Genomic DNA, 16,628 nt, shown 5'->3' on the forward strand with positions numbered 1-16,628 from the left:
CCAGCATGTTCGTACGACCGCTGAATCACGCCCGTCTGTGTGTCGCACGCAGACAGTAGATTTTGGTTGCGCGGTGATTCCATATTTCGCTATAGTGAGTGGGGTTATCCAGTCACTTCACCGCATGGCCCCATCGTCTAGTGGCCCAGGACGCGGCCCTCTCAAGGCCGAAACACGGGTTCGAAACCCGTTGGGGCCACCAATATGTTTAGGTGGTTACGAAGTCTGTCTGTCTTTGGACAAGTCTCCGGTGACCAAATAGTGACTATTCCGCCGCAGCAACCGACCTAGCCTCGTGGTGAAGGTGGTGTTGATTTGGAGGTGACTACACTGATGAGCGAAGAAAAAAAATGGAGCGTGGAGCGAAACTTTCGGCGACTCGTCATGATCCTGTCTGTGGTGAGCTTCGGCCTTGGGATGATCCCTGCTTTTTTCATTGGTCACTGGCTTTTCTTTTTTGGGTGTATTGGCGCCTTCGTGGGATGGCTATGGATTGCATATTTTATGGCGCGACGGTTGGAACGAATTCATGGGAAATGGCTCTGGCGTGGCCCCTAGTCGCGCCACCGCGTCATACGGTACAACTCACCTTTCGTTGTTTTTGGTCTTGTGGAGCATGACGGTCTTACCCTGAAGATCGATATCGGCCTACGTGAGCCCCCCCGAGATTTCCCCCTGTCTCATCCCGCTGTGTTGGCGGCAAGCTGAACGGCCCGCAGCCCGACTGAATGCTGTGAGCACGTTTCAAGTACCCGCACCCTCTGTTCCGATACAAGGCTGCCGGCCTTTGTCGACCTCTGAAACGGCTCATGTGATAGTGAGGCATAACTGTGAACCGGGGCAGTAATGAGTAAGATCGCACAAGTCACCTTCTTCTTCTGGATCATGAAGATCTGTGTAACCACTCTCGGTGAGACAGCCGGCGATCTCCTTTCGATGACGATGAACGTCGGTTACGGCGTGAGTTCTATCATTCTGATCGGTCTGTTCCTGATTTCTGTTGTTGTCCAGCTTAAGGCGACCAGGTTTCATCCTGTACTGTATTGGACCGTGATCCTCACGACAAGTACGGCCGGCACAACAATGTCAGATTTTATGGATCGAACCCTGGGGCTTGGTTACATGAAAGGCTCACTGATCTTGATTGCGTGTTTGCTGGTGGTGCTGGCGGTTTGGCGTATCAGCGAAAAGACGTTATCCGTTAGTAACATCCAAACAACCAAAGCGGAACTGTTTTATTGGACGGCCATATTGTTTTCCAACACATTGGGTACAGCCTTGGGGGATTTCCTGGCCGATGATTCCGGCCTGGGTTTTTTTGGCGGGGCCGCTCTCATCGGGGGGATGCTCGGGTTGGTCGTCCTTGTCGCCACCTTCACTCGACTTAATCGAGTCATGGTGTTCTGGATTGCCTTCGTTTTGACTCGTCCGTTTGGAGCAACCTTTGGGGATCTTCTTACAAAGCCCGTTGAAAAGGGCGGACTCGACTTCGGCACTGTTGGGTCTTCCCTCATCCTCGTTTCCTTGCTCGCAACATTCATCATATATACGAACATGACAGAGAAGCGCGTATTGAGTCAGGAGGTAAGCAAATGAAAATTGTGCCTCACCAGCGGCTGCACAGGACGTCACCCTGCGGGTGCCGCCGGTGAGCCTTAAGGGCATGGCACAGAGCTTGTCGAGATAGGCCGCCGAAGCTGGCAGCGTTTGTCGGCCGGATAGTCTTGATCGGTTAGGGTAAGTGTGGGATATTGCGAATAAATTCGACGTTGACAAGTGGAGCCGTCTTGGGAGATAGGCCACCGGCCCTTGTCGGCTTCTAACGCGGCTCACTTAATAGTTAGACCAATAGGACCGCCAGCGCTGAGCTACAGGTCATGACAGAGACGCAGATCGCTGAACTGTTCGAGCGACTAGGTCGTCTCGTCGCCGCTACCAAACAGAAGACCGGGGAAGGCAGCTCTTGGAACTACACCTTCCCAGATGGCGAGACTCACCGCTACGTGATTCGCGGACTAAAGTCCCATGCAGAGGCCGAGGACAGCGCCTTCAACCTCCTGATCTGGATCTGGAACGCAAAGGACTATCTGAAGCGGAGAGCAGATATCCGCGGACAAAACGCGCAGATTGTCGAGGACGTTGTGAACGCTGATCCGGCGTTGGCGGTATGTGCGGATCTTGCTAATCGCCTTAAACACGGCGAGCTGAGGTGCAGCAGGTCGGGATGGTATCCGAAGTTCGGGGTGATGTCGTTCACCGCGCCACAGGCCGCACTTGGTTCTCTCACCTTCGGTGCATTCGAAGTCGCCGTGGAGATTGCTGATCCTAGTTTGGTGGAGTTTAATCTGCCCGTTATCGACCAAAGCGATGCAGAGGTGGGTAATGCCTTTGAGTTCGCCGCAAGAGCGCTCTCGGCCCTTGAACAGCTCAAAGCGCGGATCGAAGAGGCGGTCTAACGAGCCGCTGGAGCGGTCCGGTTTCGCCGACCGCTCAGTGCCAAGTTGGGCGGCTGGTTAACGGTCGCAAGAGTGGCGAATCGGCGCGAACGCTTGGCGAGACGAACATGGCTGGACAGGAAAAATAAGGGTGAGCATGAGCAAGACTGTTGACCAAGGCAAAAACGAAATCGCCAAGCTGTGCCAGTACTTCGCGACCAACCGCCAGGCGTTTCTTGCCCCAGGCGTCAAGGAAGCTCACATCCGCCAATCGCTGATCGACCCCCTGTTTGAATCGCTAGGCTGGGACGTCCGCAATACCGCGATGACCGCGCCCCAGTACCGGGAAGTCATTCCCGAGGACAGCCTGGACGTGGAAGGGCAACAGAAGGCCCCGGATTATACGTTCCGTGTCGGCACCCTGAGCAAGTTTTACGCTGAGGCCAAGAGGTGTGGCGTCAATATCAGCGCGGATCCCGCTCCCGCCTATCAGCTTCGCCGATACGGGTGGAGCGCCAAGCTCGCGCTGTCCATTCTGACCGACTTTGAGGAACTGGGCGTGTACGATTGCACCGCGCGCCCCCGCCCGAGCGACAAGGCGAGCCATGCCCGAATTCAACACTTCCGTTTCGACGAATACTCCGACCGTTGGCGCGAGTTGTGGGACGTGTTTTCGCGCGAAGCCGTCTGGTCCGGGGCGTTTGACCAGTACGCCGCGTCCAAGCGCAAGCGCGGCACGTCCGAAGTGGACGTGGAGTTCTTGAAGGAAATCGAGGGCTGGCGGCTCGCGCTGGCCGGGAACATCGCCCTTCGGAATAAGGACCTGTCTTTGGATGATCTGAACGCGGCCGTACAACTGACGATTGACCGCGTGGTGTTCCTTCGCATGGCGGAAGACCGGGGGCTTGAACCTGAGCAGCAACTTTTGAAGCTGTGCGAACGGCCCGACATTTATCCCCGCTTCATACGCGACCTGTGTCGCCGGGCCGACCAGAAGTACAACTCCGGGCTGTTCCATTTCCAGAAGGAAACCGGAGTACCAGAAGATCCCGACCGGATCACGCCGAAGCTGGCAGTGGACGACAAGGTGTTGAAGTCGATCCTACAAAGCCTGTACTTCGCCTACGGTTCGCCCTATCACTTCGGTGTCCTGCCCGTCGAAATCCTTGGAACCGTCTATGAGCGGTTCTTGGGCAAGGTGATTCGACTGACGGCGGGTCACCAAGCCAAGGTTGAGGAAAAGCCCGAAGTGCGCAAGGCTGGGGGCGTCTACTACACGCCGGCCTACATCGTCGAGTACATCGTCAAGCACACCGTTGGCCGACAGATTGAAGGGCGAAGCCCCACCCAACTGGCTGGCGGCAAGGACAGACCCCCGCTCCGCGTCCTGGACATGGCGTGCGGAAGCGGGTCATTCTTGTTAGGCGCGTACCAGTGCCTTCTGGACTACTGCTTGAAGTGGTACATCGAACACAAGCCGGAAATCTGTAAGAAGGCCGTCTACAAGGATCCCCGCAACGGCCAATGGCGGCTCACCATCGAGGAAAAGAAACGAATCCTCACGACGCATCTCTTCGGCGTGGACATCGACGCCCAGGCCGTGGAGGTGACCAAACTCTCTCTGCTGCTGAAGGTACTGGAAGGCGAAACCGACCAAAGCCTGCACTTAGGCCTATTGCCCTTCAGCGACCGCGCTCTTCCCAACCTCGCCGACAACATCAAGTGCGGCAATTCCCTGATCGGCCCGGATTACTTCACCGGCAAGTTGAATCTCGACCCCGAGGAAATGAAGCGGGTCAACCCGTTTGACTGGAGCCAAGGCTTCCCAGACGCGATGAAGGCCGGGGGCTTCGACTGCATCATCGGCAACCCGCCGTATGTCAGGCAGGAATCCTTATCCAGCATCAAGGACTATTTGGAACAAAATTACGAGGCATACGTCAGTGCTGCGGACCTATACACCTATTTCATGGAGCAAGGTGTCAGGTTGCTCCGTGATGGTGGCCGCTTTAGCTTTATCGTGTCCAGCAGCTTCCTTCGTACGACCTACGGCCAGATGCTCCGCCGCGTGCTGAAGAAACACGCCGCCGTGATGCGCATCGTTGACTTCGGCGGGCTGCCCGTGTTCGAGAACGCCAAAGACACCTACGTGTGCATTCCCCTATTGGCCAAAACCAGGCAGCCCGCACGCGTGGAAGTCTCGCGGCTTCCCTCGCTGCAATTCCAGGATATGAACGCAATCGTGAGCGCCAACCGGTTTACCATTCCGCACGAGCGACTCTCCGCTGAGGCGTGGGCGTTGACGTCGGATGAGGAAGCTGGGGTTTTCGCCAAGGTGATGAAATCTGGAAAGCCGCTGGGAGATTATGTTGGAGCCAAGATTTTCTATGGAATCAAGACCGGCTTGAATGGGGCCTTCGTCATCGACCACACTATGCGCGATCGCCTGACCGACGAACACCCGAAAAGCGCGGAACTCATCAAACCCTTCCTAGGCGGCGAGGAGATTCGGCGCTACCTCATCGAGGACGATGGGCGGCATCTCATCGTCATTCCGTCTGGCTGGACTCGGCAGGAAATGGCCAAGGCTGGAAAGAGGGCAGAACACATTTCGGAACGTGCCGCGTGGGCTTGGTTTTCCACGGAGCATCCGAGCATCGTCGTGCACTTGGAGCCATTCGAGGATGCTCTTCGCAAGCGTCAAGACCAAGGCGACTACTGGTGGGAGCTTCGACCTTGCAACTACTACGAGTATTTCGACCGCTCCAAAATCATCTTCCCCGACATCTGTAAAGAGCCGCGATTCTACCTCGACCGGAGCGGCATTTATCTGGCCAATACCGCCTATTGCCTCGGCGTGGACGACACTTACCTGCTCGGCATCCTGAATAGTCGCCTGTTCTGGTTTGCGATCAGCAACATCAGTATCCCGTTCGGCGTCCGGGCGGGCAAGTACCGCTACCGACTCATCTACCAATACATGGAGAAAGCCCCAATCCGAGTTATTGATTTCTCCAACAGCGCCGACAAAGCCCGCCATGACCGCACGGTAACACTTGTCGCTTCAATGCAGACCTTACACAAGCAACTTGCTACCGCAAAGTCTGCCGCGCAGAAGGCCATCATCCAGCGCCAGATTGACGCGACGGACGCGGAGATTGACCGGCTGGTGTACGACCTGTACGGCCTGACGGCCGAGGAAATCGCCATTGTAGAAGGTGAACGATGACAAAAACGACGCCCGACAACCGGTTGCAGTGGACGGTGTTCCGCCACCGCCGAACCGGAGCGTTGAGCACTCACACATGACGCGAATCTGGATATATGGCGACGAGTCTGGCACAATGCCTGCCTCTGACGGAGATGCGCCGTTCGTTGCAGCGTTGCTGGTGTCGCGGAACACGATCGCCGAAGTCGGGAGGCGGTCTCGCTCCGTTAATTGGCTCGTCTGTAGCATCCGCGCCCTGGAACTCCGACCGTCTATCGCATACGTGAAGCCACGGCCTGGATTCGCCAAGACTTGGGCAGCCAAAACCGATCTAATGGACACCATGGCTCGTGCTCGTAGACTGGTTACCGGCCGACATGACTACCTTCCCCAGGCTGGAATGCCACGACGCAACCACGTTTGGATTCGTGCGACACAGCAAGCTCTGTTGCAGTCAACCCTCAGCAGCCTGTTCGTTGGTCCAGTGGTCGAGGTGACGCTTGTCCTGGACCGAAAGACGATGGCTGACGAGACAGAACGCTTCATGCGAGATCGCGTTGACGCTCTTATCCCGCTCGTCAAGGACCAGCTTCTCCGACTCAGGTCTGCGCATCCCGAACACGCCGCCCAGATCGACGGGTATTATGAGAATCTTCAGGCCACTTGCATCAAGTTTGAGTGGGGCAGCCCGGAGAAGCAGGCTGGCCTATGGTTATCGCACCACCTCGCGTGGCTTACTCACCGTGAGCTTATGGGGCAGAATAAGAAGTCGCTCTTCGATGCATTGACTTTGGACGGTCATCGTCACTTCTGCCGAGATGTCACCGACAACCTCCTGCAGCCCATCACGGATGAGGCCATCGAGAACTGGAAGAGAGCCACTGGCCTACCGGTTCCAAAGATATGAAAGTTCACCGCTACCGCCATTTCACGCGGTGTCGCTAGGCGTGGAAGCAGGTTTATGAGAACAACGTGTCTAACAGGCGCATGGAGACCGGCGCGCGAGAAACGCGGCTCATACGCACGACGTTCGACAGTCCCCTCTGTGTCAATATAAGTGAGACAGAGGGGGAAGCCTAATCCAAAAGCGCTGGGCGACAAACCAATAACTACCGAGACGCTCTGCAAGGCCGTGTCAACATGAAACAGCAGGTACTGTTTACGACGATTCAATCTGGAGACTGTACCGTCAAGAACGTACGCTGCACATTCACCATCCCCGTTCGTCTCAGCGACCCGCTTGAGTTGTGCTTCGCCCCGACCCGCGAGCAAGCTGATCTCCTCGGCTTTCCATTCAAATTCTCTGTCTCAGGCCAAATCGAAGACTCCGAGGGAAGGCCCGTCTTCGCCATCCATGCTGATAAAGTGTTCCAGAAATATGGCGGCTCGACCCAATGGGGTCCAGCTATCCGCGAATACGTCATTCTAGGTGATCCTCATGATCTGACAGTCGACGATCTGTGGAATCCCTCCGGAGTCGACACATTCCAGGCGGCGAAGGGCAGCTTTTGGCTTACACCGAATATTTTCCTCGCTCCAGACAAGTTCCTTCTGCTCAAGATTACCGGGGCGAGCAAAATCCTCAAGCATCGTTGTATTCGTTTCCAACTGTTGAACGGAACTAAAGTGACCTTCGACACCCACTATCGAAGTATTGACCACGAAGAAGGGAGTTTGCGAGTTCCAGAACTCGTGGCAGTATTCGAGTTGGCCTCAAAGGAACGGGTTCCAGAAACGCTTACTCTCCTGGATGATCTCCTGCTCCTTGTTTCATTTGCGGCACGGCAGAGGTGCGTCTGTCTCGGATGGGATGCGGCTGACTCCTCCGGATTGACGAGGTACTTCAGGAGAAGTATGCGGGCTCCAACAATTAGGAAGGACCACAGTTTCAACGAGGCCCTGATATTGCCGGAGGACTTCAAGAAGTTCATTCGGTGCACATACCGACGCTTTGCGACCAGCCCTCAACAGGACCTCCTGCGCCAGGCCCTTCAACGGCTTGTTTTTGATGAGGACTCGATCTTCGATCACTCCTTTCTTCGGCTATATTCAGCCGTTGAGACACTCGTATTCTTCTTCCGGGGCAAGAACGCGCCTGAAGAGGTGTTATCGGCCGAACGATGGGAGCCGATCAAGAAGGAACTCGAGAAGGAACTGAGGAAGTTTCTTAAGTCCCATAACCTCAGCTCTAACGAGAGGAAACTTATGTACGAAAAGCTTCCTGAGCTGAACCGAGTAGCATTCACGACGGCACTGCAGGAATTCCTGTCCAAGTACCCGGTAGAGCTTTCTGACTTGTGGCCGCTGGCCTCCGCCGGGCCGAATGCAATTTCTCTTTCCGACATTCGACACCGCTTGGTCCACGGCGATTGGATCAACCCGGAGGAAAATCGTGCGCTAGCAATCGCTCTGGAGCACCTCCGGTGGACCGCAGAACGCCTCACCTTGGCAACGCTTGGGTGGCCGATAGAAAAGTCACGAGTATACCTTTTGGAGGAAATGGCGAATGCTGACTTTCAACGTGAGTCCCAGCAGGCTATGACGTTCCTCGCGTCAAGATGGAAGCGTACCAATTCCTGAATTGAGAGGCAGCGAGTTACGCTCTCAGTGTGGTCTAAGGTGGATACCGGCAACTCATGAACCGTAGAGGCATACTGGAGACTGGCATGAAGCCCAAAAGACTGTCCGCAGATATCATGGCGGAACTGGAAGCGGTCAAGGGAGAAAATAGGGATAGAAACCATTAACACTTCACACAAACGGTTTCTGTCGTTATTATCCTCGAATGATCGGACTTTTTGACATACCGATATAAGGAAGATATGAATGGAATTCGAATGGGATAGAGAAAAAGCAAAAAAGAATGACAGAAAACACAAGGTGTCATTTGATGAAGCCATGACTGTATTTTATGATCTGTTATCGGCAACTTTTGATGATCCAGACCATTCGGTCGGCGAGCAAAGATTAATAACCGTGGGTTACTCTTCTCATGGGCGTTTGCTTGTGGTCTCACATACGGAGAGGGACAGAGCTGTACGAATTATCAGTGCTCGTCTTGCAACCACTCAAGAAAGGAAACGACATGAAAGTCAAAGCAAAAAAAATTAGCGATGAATTACGGCCCGAATACAATTTTGATTATTCAAAAGCTGTTCGTGGCAAGTATTACAAACGCATTTTAGACGAAGGAGCCAACGTTGTCATGCTTGAGCCAGATGTGGCCAAGGCATTTGTTGATTCGGCCTCAGTAAATGATGCGTTGAGATCATTACTTGATTTGACACGAACGACTCAGCGCCTAACAAAACACTCCAGCGGACGGGCGATTGCTCGCCGCTGAGTTTGGTCGTGTTAGAACTCTCAAGGAGGATCCGATGAGTAACCATGGATCATTTTCCGGCAATCCGAAGACGGAATGGCTTGTTGACGATAGCGGTGCTGATCGCAATATGCGCCTGCTCAAATCGATTGCTGAGGAACAATTTGTCCAAGACAAATTTCAAGAACTTGCTGTCGATTTGAAATTACTGCGCGATGACGCGACGATTGCGGAGTTGGACGCGGTGATTGACAGGCATCTTCAGTTCTAACCTCGCGGTCGAGAGGGACGCTCCGCCAGGCCCGCTGTGCCATCCTGCTTGTGCCCATTGTTACACCCGCGCGAAATCGATGAACCCTTGCTCTATATTGGTATCGAGGAGTTCGACGCGGACGCGATCGCCGACGTCAAGCCCCTCGAATCCCTGGACAACCTTGCCCTCTGCGGAGGGGTGAATGATACGTACCCAGGTCCCTTTCTTGGATGCGCCGGTGACGATGGCGTCGAAGCGCTGCCCGATCTTCGATTCAAGGAGCAGCGCGGCCGCCGATTTTCGGACCTGCCGCTCGACCTTGTTCGCATGGTCTTCCTGCTCGGTACAGTGTTGCGCGAGCGCGCCGAGTTCCTCAAGGCTGTACGGGACCACATGTTGAGCCAGCGCGGCTTTGAGCAGCCGCTGCGTGAGCAGATCCGGGAAGCGTCGGTTCGGGGCCGTAGAGTGCATGTAGGCCTGGACCGCCAAGCCGAAGTGGCCCGGAGACGTCTGGCCGGGACCCTCCACCACATACTCGCCCCGTCCGATCAGCTTGACGACGGCCAGCGAGAGATCGGGAAACCGCATTGGGTCCGCCTGACGCCGCGTCGACAGGAACGCCTCTAGAGCGGCGGCGTCCGGCTCGGGTGGGAGCCGCGCGTGCAGGTGGCCCGCCAGCTCCACGATTCGCTGCCATCGATCCGGCGAGCGCAAGATCCGGCGCAGTGACGGCAGGCCACGCGCCTCGAGAAACCGGGCCGTGACACGATTTGCCCCGATCATAAGATCCTCGATCAGTTCCTGAGCCCGGTTCTTCTCCTCTACGCGCAGATCAGTCAGTACGTCGTCCTCAAACACGGCGCGCGGCTCGATCGTTTCCAGGCTGAGTGCGCCGTGTACGTGCCGCACGGTCCGGAGTGTCTGAGCCACCCGATCCTGAATACGGAGCTGTTCGTCGAGCCCGGCCACGGTGGCCACTCGCCCAGGGGCGGAGCCCCTGCTGTCGAGCCAGGCGGCCACGCTGTGATAGGCGAGCTTCGCGTGGTTGACGACCCAGGCGCGATAGATATCCGAATTGCCGAGCGAGCCGTCCGAGTTGACCACCATCTCGATCACGATGGCCAGCCGCTCCTCATCCTCGTTCAGCGACGTCAGATCGGTGGAAAGGGTCAGGGGAAGCATCGGGAAGATCTCGGCCGCTGTATAGACCGACGTGGTGTTGTGCTGAGCGTGCCCATCGGTGGCGGAGCCCTTGGGAACCAGCGCGTCGACGTCAGCGACCGCCACCAGGATCTTCACGACCCCTCCGCCGATGGGCTCTGCGACCGTGAGCTGATCGAGGTCACGGGAGTCGTCATTATCGATCGAGCACCAGAGCAGGCTTCGCAGATCACGGATGGCCTGGGTAGGCTCGGTCGCCGGGGGTGTAAGTCCACTGAGTTCCCGGACGACCGCGGGTGAAAAATCCGGGAGTAGCCCACGCGCCAGCATCACGCGGCGCGCAATCGCCTGGAGATCGTGGCGATGTCCTTGTCCGGTGTGACTCATCTCATTCCACTTCTCTGATCAGGGCTTGGACCTATGGCACGCCGTCGAACAATGTGCCTCTGAGTCGTTCCGCCGGTACGGTTCGATTTCCCTGGACTCGTTCAAGGGTTGCTGGTTGTCAACTGCACAATGTACGCGAGATCTGTGAGCATCGCGCGGGTGACCCTGCCTTAGTGTGGTGACTGCGGTTTCGCTCCCGGTGATGGAGGTTGGGGTGAGGGAGCGACGGGGGCTGCTGGCCCCAGGCCTCGTTTGATCACGACGGTCGTCTGTGGCGAGGCCACGATAATTTCCGTAGTGCTGAACCCTCCCCAGTACAACTCCACGACGTGCGGACCGGCTGCCACTGGGACTGTGGCAGGCCCGTGGAACTCCTTGGCGAGTCCCACCTTTATCCCGTCGATAACGATCTCGGTCTCCTCTGGCGTTACCTCGATCTGCAAAGAGGCATCAGGAGAAAACGAGGGCGGAGCGGTGGGGGGCGGATAGTCCGGCGGCGCCTCGTAGGGGGCCGGATAGGGAGCCGGATAGGCCGGGGCTGGCGGATAGTAGCCGGGAGGCGGATAAGGAATCGCGTAGGGATACGGATAAGGGTACCAATAGCCCGGATAAGGTCCGAGCGGTACGCCGAGATTCAGGCCGAACGAGAAATGGGTCCGCGCCAGGGCCGGACCAACCGGAATGACGATCAGGCTTGTCAAGATCAGGGCCGCGATCACGCCCAGAGTGTGAACCCGCGTCGTTTTTATCATCTGCTACACCTCCTTTGCTGTTTACTACGCTTCCCGGCTTCATTGATTAAGATACGGACTGGAGCAACGGCTCCTAAATCCTCCTACCTGTGATGCCTCATTAATACCGTGCTTCTGGCATCGCTCGGCCAAGACGCGGATTACAGCGTAGATTAGTGCCGACGGACCATAGTTGTGCACGACTGGAGATAGGCACGAGCCCCCCTGCCGTCGCTGGACCGGCCAGACTGGTGCATGGCCTAGCCGCTCCGTCAGGGCCCCGGGGACGCCGGCGTTGACAGCGCTGGGCCCGCGTACGGGGTGGGGTAGGGCGACTGGCACGGCGCGGCTACCCAGTTGCCGTAAGCATCATAGCAGCCTTGAGAAGACGGGGCAACGGGCGCGGCCGGTCTATACTGTACGGGTGGATAGGTGGTATACGGATTTCCGTAATACGGGTAGTAGGGATACGCTGGATACCCGTAGTAAGGGTATGCCGGGTAACCGTAGTAGGGATACCCGTACCACAGCGGCCATCCGACGCCGATCCCGATCCCAAACCGGATACCTCCCCCATGGAACCCGTGATGGCCAAAGCCCCCGTGGAATCTATGGCTGAAGCCACCCTGAAATCCGCGGCCACCCCCGTGAAATCCTCCACCCCCTCGGAATCCCCCGTTCCTGGCCAGCGCCGCGGTCGGGATCGCGAGGGTGAGAATGACTGTGAGGACCAGGGCCGTGACTGTACCCCACCAGCCGCCACGTTTCCTCGGTAGTCTCATGTTCGTTCTCCTTTGAGAAACCAGACGCATTCGACATCTAAAATATAATACGTCTCCCGGGCGGCCCTGGGAACATCTTCTCAAGGGGAGGACTGTTGCTCGGGGTTTATCAGAGGATCCTTCGTGAAGTCTTGGTGGGCGTCAGCTAGCGGGTGGGTGGTGACGACGCTCCCGCTTGCTTCCAGGTCTGGTCCGGATTGTAGGTCTGTATGGCGCGAGCGACGTATTCCGTGTCCGGGCCGAGATCCTTCTCATAGATGACGCCCCGGTAGTTCACGAGGAAGGTCATGACGCCCGAAACCCCGTACTGCGCCGGGTAAGCGACGAGCGCAAACCCGCCGATCATCTTGCCGTTGACGACGTAGTCGTGGGCGCCGCCTGGCGCGGCGGGGCCCTGCGCCGTCAGGATCCGATAGACATAGCCATGGTAGGGAGTCGGCTTATCGCCCGATGGCTTGCGGGAGTAGCCCTCCGCCCTGGCATTCGCGACGAACACGCCCAACGGGCTCAGTTCTTCGCCTTCCTTGGTCGGCCAGTAGAGCCCGTTCTTCTTGCCTTCGTCGCTACGGAACTTCATCGCGTAAGTGAGCAGCCCGTCGTCTTCGCGGGGTACCCGCGCGTACTCGCGCTGGGCGTCAACGTAAGCCAGGCAGACTTGCATAGTATTCAGCTCGTTGCGGCCGATGCGACGGTTAAGGATCTCCTCTTTTCCTGCGGCGGTATCGAAACGCCACGTGTCTCCTTCTTTTACCACCGGGATCGGCAGTGGCCACTCATCCTGGCCGATGATTATCACCGCTTTCGTCTCAGCGGGACGTTCCAGTTTGTGCAACTGGTCGTAGGCGCGGACGAAGCGCTCCCGCTCCTGCGTATCGGCCACCGCATCACCGGACGCGATGAGCGGCCTGCCCTCCGGGCCCAGGATAGTAGCGAGGGTCTCCATGTCTCCGGTCTTTACGGCCTCGACGAGGGTCTGGACTGCCTCCTCCGGCGAGGCGAAGCTCTTCTGACGCTGCGGGTCGGCAGCGACAGCGTCCCGGGTTCCGGCGACGCCGATAAACAGTGCCACCACTACGATCATGGCCAGTCGGCCGATCAGGGTAGGACACGCAAATCGCTTATATGCAGACATCCTTACCTCCTGCAGAACTGCCATGCTTCACAGACTCCCCGCACATGCTGAAAGGCGGCGGGTTCGTTTAATGCCGCCCGCGGGGCCCCTTATCTGCTCCTCCGCGCCCGCCTCCTGCCGGCGCCTTCGGGACGCTCGGAGCCTGCCGTGCGGCGCTCGCGCCCATTCGGCTCATGCGCCCGCGGTTGCTGAAGTTCCGGATCTCGCCCCCGCGTCCCAGCCCCTCGAACACGGCTGGTGGGCGAGGCGTCTGAGGGATCGACGGCGCAACAGGGCTGCGTAACGGCCCCGATGACTGCGGCACCTGTGGCGCACGGCCGCGGAACGCCTCCCGGGCGCCCGCGCCAGGCAGCGGGCCCTGGCCGAAGCGCTGCCGTACGCCTGGATCATGGTAGGGGACACCCCGGCGGTGGCTCGCATCGTGATGCCAGGTGGGGGTGATGATGGTGGTTCGGTTGAAGGTGTTGAAGTTGTGCACGTTGACGACCGTGACGTGGTGACGGTGCCAGTCGAAGCCGCCCCAGAGGACCGACCCCACGGCCAGGCCGACACCGAACGACAACACGCTGGCCCCGACCACGTATCCCGGCGGATACCAATAATACGGAGGGTAAGCCGGCGCCCACCACAGCCCGTACACGACAGTGGGGTCGTAGATGGGGACGTAGATGATCTCCGGGATTACGGGCTCGATCCTGATGGCCTGCGGTTCGGTAACGACGATCTGCTGAGGGGTGCTCTGGAGGTAGCCTGCGGCCTGCGCCCTGACCCGCAGCGTCTGGATGGTAGCCATCACGGCCGGCTGCTGGGCGAGGAAGGCGTCCCCCAGTCTCTGGGTCCAGTCCAGATTCGCGTCCATCATGGCGAGCACCTGGGGGAATGCCGTCAGCGATTTCACGCTCGGATCCCAGGGCTGCTGTTGCATCGCCTCTTCCAGTTGCGGACCTATGACGTTCGGATATGCTTTGACCCAGCGAGCCGCCTGCACCACCTCCAGCGGATAGGTGGACGCCATCAGGATCTGCGCCAGGAGCGCATCGGGATATAGGGCGATCGGCGCCAGAAGCTGATCCAGCTCTTCCTGCCGGAAGGTCGGCGGCGCGGGTATCCCTGCGGGGGGCGGCGGCTGGAACTGCCCGAAAGCGCCGGGTGGCGCTGCCAGCACCAGGATCAGGACTCCAAGCAATCCGCGCCGTACCGCACCTTTCATCATCACGCTGCTGCCTCGCTCTTCTTGGTGTCGTTCAGCCCGATGACGGCTGATCGGTCGATGACCCTGGGCTCATCTTAACACCTTTGACAACAATTCGCCATACCGCCCTCTCCGGCCGGGGCTGGGCGGACCGGGCTCCATCATTCCTCTTCCCCTGTGCAGCGTGGCCAACTTGGCCAAGTACGAGATCAGGACCGAACCGTGTCGTTGGCGTCACCTGCGCCATAGTTCCAGCGTAATAGGTCAATAGAGGGGTGGCCTACCCATTCGCGGATTGACGTGCAGAAAGTCGCACGGGGGTCAGGGACAGGGACGCGATCCCTGTCAACCAACAGGGGGCCTCATTCGTTACTCAAAGTGAGATCACGTATCGGATGGACGCCTTGACGACCGCGCCGCCATGGCAGAGTCAGTGCCATGGACCGCCCGGTTGCGTGGGACCGGTGGCTTACGCGAGTTGCGATCAATGCCTGTCGTGACCGGCAGCGCAAGGCCTGGTGGTGCTTTTGGCATGACCCGCTCGAAACTCGTGGGCATATCTGGCGCGTCTTCCGCCAACTGCACCAGCGGCAGCGAGAGGTCTTCGTGCTGCGCCACCTGGAAGGGTGGCCGACTCAAGATGTGGCCGAGGCGTTGAGTCTTAGCACCGGAAGTGCGAAGCGTCATCTGTTCCGGGCTGTGGCGCGCCTACGCTAGGAGCTTTGGGAATACTCATGACGCGCTGTCTACGTGACCGAGCCTTACTCCTCGTCCATTACGGCGAGGGCCATGCGACGCAGCGGGAACTCCGGGCCGCGCGCGACCAGTTGGCCGAGCAACTCTATACTCCGGATCCAGTGAAGGCCGAATCCCTCACACCCCTGATCCAGCAGATCAGCAAGCTCCATGGACCTCTCGCGCAAGAATCGCTACAGATTGCCCTGGAGGTCCGCAACGTGCTTACCCTCCAGCAACTGGCCAAGGCGAAACAGCGTCGGCAACGATTGAACGAACTGCGTACGGAGATGCGGAAACGGCTTGAGGAGGATCGTTAGGGTGGAGAGAGGGCAGACGGCTATTTGCCAAATCACCCGCGGCGATGATCCTTCTCACGAGAGACGAGTGGTCGGCCGAATTCTCGTGGTTGATGATAACGCGGAAAATCGCGCTCTCTTGGCAAACATCTTGAGCGTGCGCGGGTATAGCGTGACCACGGCTCCCGATGGGATGATCGCGTGGAGCCTCCTGGAGCAATCCGGAGATTTCTTCGAGCTCGTCATCACCGACCTCATGATGCCGAGAGTGAACGGTATTGAGCTTCTGGAGAGGGTTCAGACGGCCTACCCGCGGATCAAGGTCGTTTTCGTCACCGGCCACTTTGAGGAGGAGATCACATCCAGGGCTCGACGGCTGGGGGCCTTCGCGGTGCTCCCGAGACCCTGCGAACTCGAGCGGCTGCTTGGAATCATCAGGCGTATTCTTCCGTACTCCCCTACGATAGAATAAACAGCGTTCGTGGTCGGCGTTATCATCCTGTTCCAGGCAACGCTTATCGCCCAGGTTATTGCGGAGCGCGGACAGCTCTGCCGATGAAACAGTATACGTCACTGTCTGACACATGGGGTCCCGTTTCTCGATCCGCAAGAGCGGTGTCACACATTGGTGTGGCATGCCTTGTCGCGCTTGTCGGCGTTCTTATGGGAGGATGCAGCACGACAGCCGAACTGTCGAGTGTATGGAATAATAGTGAGATAGTAATTGACGGCATCGCCGCCGAGTGGACATCCCATTTCTTCTATCTCAAAGATGCTCAGGTTTTTCTCGGCATACAAAACGACTCGGACTTTCTCTATGTCTGTCTCATGTCCTCAGAGGGGCAATTCCGACGGCAGATGATGGAACGGGGGTTGACCGTATGGCTGGAGCCTGACGATGGCAAGAAACTGGGAATTCATTATCCAGTTGGCCTGCCGGGCCACGGGACACCGGTGGCATTCGACCGGGAAAATAGCCGAAGTTCGGAAG

The 16,628-nt window shown here is 57.9% G+C and carries 18 protein-coding genes and 1 tRNA gene; 14 read left to right on the forward strand and 5 right to left on the reverse strand.

What is annotated here, in order from left to right; translation table 11 throughout:
* Positions 1-126: 126 nt before the first annotated feature.
* From KGL31_04445 to KGL31_04490, 10 genes are all read left to right on the forward strand, one after another.
* Positions 127-202 (forward strand) — tRNA-Glu (locus tag KGL31_04445).
* A gap of 131 nt (positions 203-333) precedes the next feature.
* The gene (locus KGL31_04450; protein ID MDE2321152.1) at positions 334-558 is read left to right on the forward strand and encodes a hypothetical protein; all 225 of its coding nucleotides are present in this window, start codon (positions 334-336) and stop codon (positions 556-558) included.
* 288 nt (positions 559-846) lie between these two features.
* Positions 847-1,596 (forward strand): hypothetical protein, encoded by a 750-nt coding sequence (locus tag KGL31_04455; protein ID MDE2321153.1) that lies wholly within the window; start codon positions 847-849, stop codon positions 1,594-1,596.
* A gap of 281 nt (positions 1,597-1,877) precedes the next feature.
* The gene (locus KGL31_04460; GenBank protein MDE2321154.1) at positions 1,878-2,456 is read left to right on the forward strand and encodes a hypothetical protein; all 579 of its coding nucleotides are present in this window, start codon (positions 1,878-1,880) and stop codon (positions 2,454-2,456) included.
* Positions 2,457-2,592: 136 nt separating this feature from the next.
* On the forward strand, positions 2,593-5,664 hold the full coding sequence (locus KGL31_04465; GenBank protein ID MDE2321155.1) for an Eco57I restriction-modification methylase domain-containing protein: 3,072 nt from the start codon (positions 2,593-2,595) through the stop codon (positions 5,662-5,664).
* 115 nt (positions 5,665-5,779) lie between these two features.
* Positions 5,780-6,550, forward strand: coding sequence for a hypothetical protein (locus KGL31_04470; protein MDE2321156.1), 771 nt, complete (start codon positions 5,780-5,782; stop codon positions 6,548-6,550).
* A 233-nt stretch (positions 6,551-6,783) separates the two neighbouring features.
* Positions 6,784-8,223: a hypothetical protein gene (locus KGL31_04475; GenBank protein MDE2321157.1), complete on the forward strand. Its 1,440-nt coding sequence runs from the start codon at positions 6,784-6,786 to the stop codon at positions 8,221-8,223.
* Positions 8,224-8,469: 246 nt separating this feature from the next.
* The gene (locus tag KGL31_04480; GenBank protein MDE2321158.1) at positions 8,470-8,754 is read left to right on the forward strand and encodes a BrnT family toxin; all 285 of its coding nucleotides are present in this window, start codon (positions 8,470-8,472) and stop codon (positions 8,752-8,754) included.
* Positions 8,729-8,986, forward strand: coding sequence for a hypothetical protein (locus tag KGL31_04485; GenBank protein ID MDE2321159.1), 258 nt, complete (start codon positions 8,729-8,731; stop codon positions 8,984-8,986). The genes KGL31_04480 and KGL31_04485 overlap by 26 nt, the downstream gene beginning before the upstream one ends.
* Positions 8,987-9,020: 34 nt before the next feature.
* Positions 9,021-9,236 carry a hypothetical protein gene (locus tag KGL31_04490; GenBank protein ID MDE2321160.1) on the forward strand — a complete coding sequence of 72 codons (216 nt, stop codon included), beginning with the start codon at positions 9,021-9,023 and terminating at the stop codon, positions 9,234-9,236.
* Between the two features lie 60 nt (positions 9,237-9,296).
* On the opposite strand, the gene KGL31_04495 is transcribed toward KGL31_04490, so the two are convergent.
* From KGL31_04495 to KGL31_04515, 5 genes are all read right to left on the reverse strand, one after another.
* Entirely contained in the window at positions 9,297-10,766 is a 1,470-nt protein-coding gene (locus KGL31_04495; protein ID MDE2321161.1) for an RNB domain-containing ribonuclease, read from the reverse strand.
* Between the two features lie 170 nt (positions 10,767-10,936).
* Positions 10,937-11,518 carry a PEGA domain-containing protein gene (locus tag KGL31_04500; protein MDE2321162.1) on the reverse strand — a complete coding sequence of 194 codons (582 nt, stop codon included), beginning with the start codon at positions 11,516-11,518 and terminating at the stop codon, positions 10,937-10,939.
* A gap of 251 nt (positions 11,519-11,769) precedes the next feature.
* Complete coding sequence (locus KGL31_04505; GenBank protein ID MDE2321163.1) at positions 11,770-12,279, reverse strand: hypothetical protein; 510 nt, start codon at positions 12,277-12,279, stop codon at positions 11,770-11,772.
* A 145-nt stretch (positions 12,280-12,424) separates the two neighbouring features.
* A complete protein-coding gene (locus KGL31_04510) occupies positions 12,425-13,411 on the reverse strand; it encodes a DUF2950 domain-containing protein (protein MDE2321164.1) in 987 nt (328 codons plus the stop codon).
* 67 nt (positions 13,412-13,478) lie between these two features.
* Entirely contained in the window at positions 13,479-14,624 is a 1,146-nt protein-coding gene (locus tag KGL31_04515; protein ID MDE2321165.1) for a DUF3300 domain-containing protein, read from the reverse strand.
* 417 nt (positions 14,625-15,041) lie between these two features.
* Here KGL31_04515 and KGL31_04520 point away from each other — a divergent pair, with 417 nt between their 5' ends.
* The 4 genes from KGL31_04520 to KGL31_04535 form a co-directional block, all read left to right on the forward strand.
* Complete coding sequence (locus KGL31_04520) at positions 15,042-15,320, forward strand: sigma-70 family RNA polymerase sigma factor (protein MDE2321166.1); 279 nt, start codon at positions 15,042-15,044, stop codon at positions 15,318-15,320.
* Positions 15,321-15,337: 17 nt separating this feature from the next.
* The gene (locus KGL31_04525) at positions 15,338-15,658 is read left to right on the forward strand and encodes a hypothetical protein (protein ID MDE2321167.1); all 321 of its coding nucleotides are present in this window, start codon (positions 15,338-15,340) and stop codon (positions 15,656-15,658) included.
* A 1-nt stretch (position 15,659) separates the two neighbouring features.
* Positions 15,660-16,109 carry a response regulator gene (locus KGL31_04530; GenBank protein ID MDE2321168.1) on the forward strand — a complete coding sequence of 150 codons (450 nt, stop codon included), beginning with the start codon at positions 15,660-15,662 and terminating at the stop codon, positions 16,107-16,109.
* Positions 16,110-16,252: 143 nt separating this feature from the next.
* The coding region (locus KGL31_04535; protein MDE2321169.1) for a hypothetical protein at positions 16,253-16,628 on the forward strand (376 nt) is incomplete at its 3' end.

The sequence above is a fragment of the Candidatus Methylomirabilota bacterium genome (genome assembly GCA_028870115.1).
Classification (GTDB): domain Bacteria; phylum Methylomirabilota; class Methylomirabilia; order Methylomirabilales; family Methylomirabilaceae; genus Methylomirabilis.

What these genes read in the sequence shown, in the direction of transcription:
- KGL31_04470 (MDE2321156.1), top strand. Translation starts at nt 5,780, where the DNA reads ATGCCTGCCTCTGACGGAGATGCGCCGTTCGTTGCAGCGTTGCTGGTG.
- KGL31_04465 (MDE2321155.1), top strand. Translation starts at nt 2,593, where the DNA reads ATGAGCAAGACTGTTGACCAAGGCAAAAACGAAATCGCCAAGCTGTGC.
- KGL31_04460 (MDE2321154.1), top strand. Translation starts at nt 1,878, where the DNA reads ATGACAGAGACGCAGATCGCTGAACTGTTCGAGCGACTAGGTCGTCTC.
- KGL31_04520 (MDE2321166.1), top strand. Translation starts at nt 15,042, where the DNA reads ATGGACCGCCCGGTTGCGTGGGACCGGTGGCTTACGCGAGTTGCGATC.
- KGL31_04455 (MDE2321153.1), top strand. Translation starts at nt 847, where the DNA reads ATGAGTAAGATCGCACAAGTCACCTTCTTCTTCTGGATCATGAAGATC.
- KGL31_04515 (MDE2321165.1), bottom strand. Translation starts at nt 14,624, where the DNA reads ATGATGAAAGGTGCGGTACGGCGCGGATTGCTTGGAGTCCTGATCCTG.
- KGL31_04495 (MDE2321161.1), bottom strand. Translation starts at nt 10,766, where the DNA reads ATGAGTCACACCGGACAAGGACATCGCCACGATCTCCAGGCGATTGCG.
- KGL31_04525 (MDE2321167.1), top strand. Translation starts at nt 15,338, where the DNA reads ATGACGCGCTGTCTACGTGACCGAGCCTTACTCCTCGTCCATTACGGC.
- KGL31_04480 (MDE2321158.1), top strand. Translation starts at nt 8,470, where the DNA reads ATGGAATTCGAATGGGATAGAGAAAAAGCAAAAAAGAATGACAGAAAA.
- KGL31_04510 (MDE2321164.1), bottom strand. Translation starts at nt 13,411, where the DNA reads ATGTCTGCATATAAGCGATTTGCGTGTCCTACCCTGATCGGCCGACTG.
- KGL31_04490 (MDE2321160.1), top strand. Translation starts at nt 9,021, where the DNA reads ATGAGTAACCATGGATCATTTTCCGGCAATCCGAAGACGGAATGGCTT.
- KGL31_04505 (MDE2321163.1), bottom strand. Translation starts at nt 12,279, where the DNA reads ATGAGACTACCGAGGAAACGTGGCGGCTGGTGGGGTACAGTCACGGCC.
- KGL31_04485 (MDE2321159.1), top strand. Translation starts at nt 8,729, where the DNA reads ATGAAAGTCAAAGCAAAAAAAATTAGCGATGAATTACGGCCCGAATAC.
- KGL31_04450 (MDE2321152.1), top strand. Translation starts at nt 334, where the DNA reads ATGAGCGAAGAAAAAAAATGGAGCGTGGAGCGAAACTTTCGGCGACTC.
- KGL31_04500 (MDE2321162.1), bottom strand. Translation starts at nt 11,518, where the DNA reads ATGATAAAAACGACGCGGGTTCACACTCTGGGCGTGATCGCGGCCCTG.
- KGL31_04475 (MDE2321157.1), top strand. Translation starts at nt 6,784, where the DNA reads ATGAAACAGCAGGTACTGTTTACGACGATTCAATCTGGAGACTGTACC.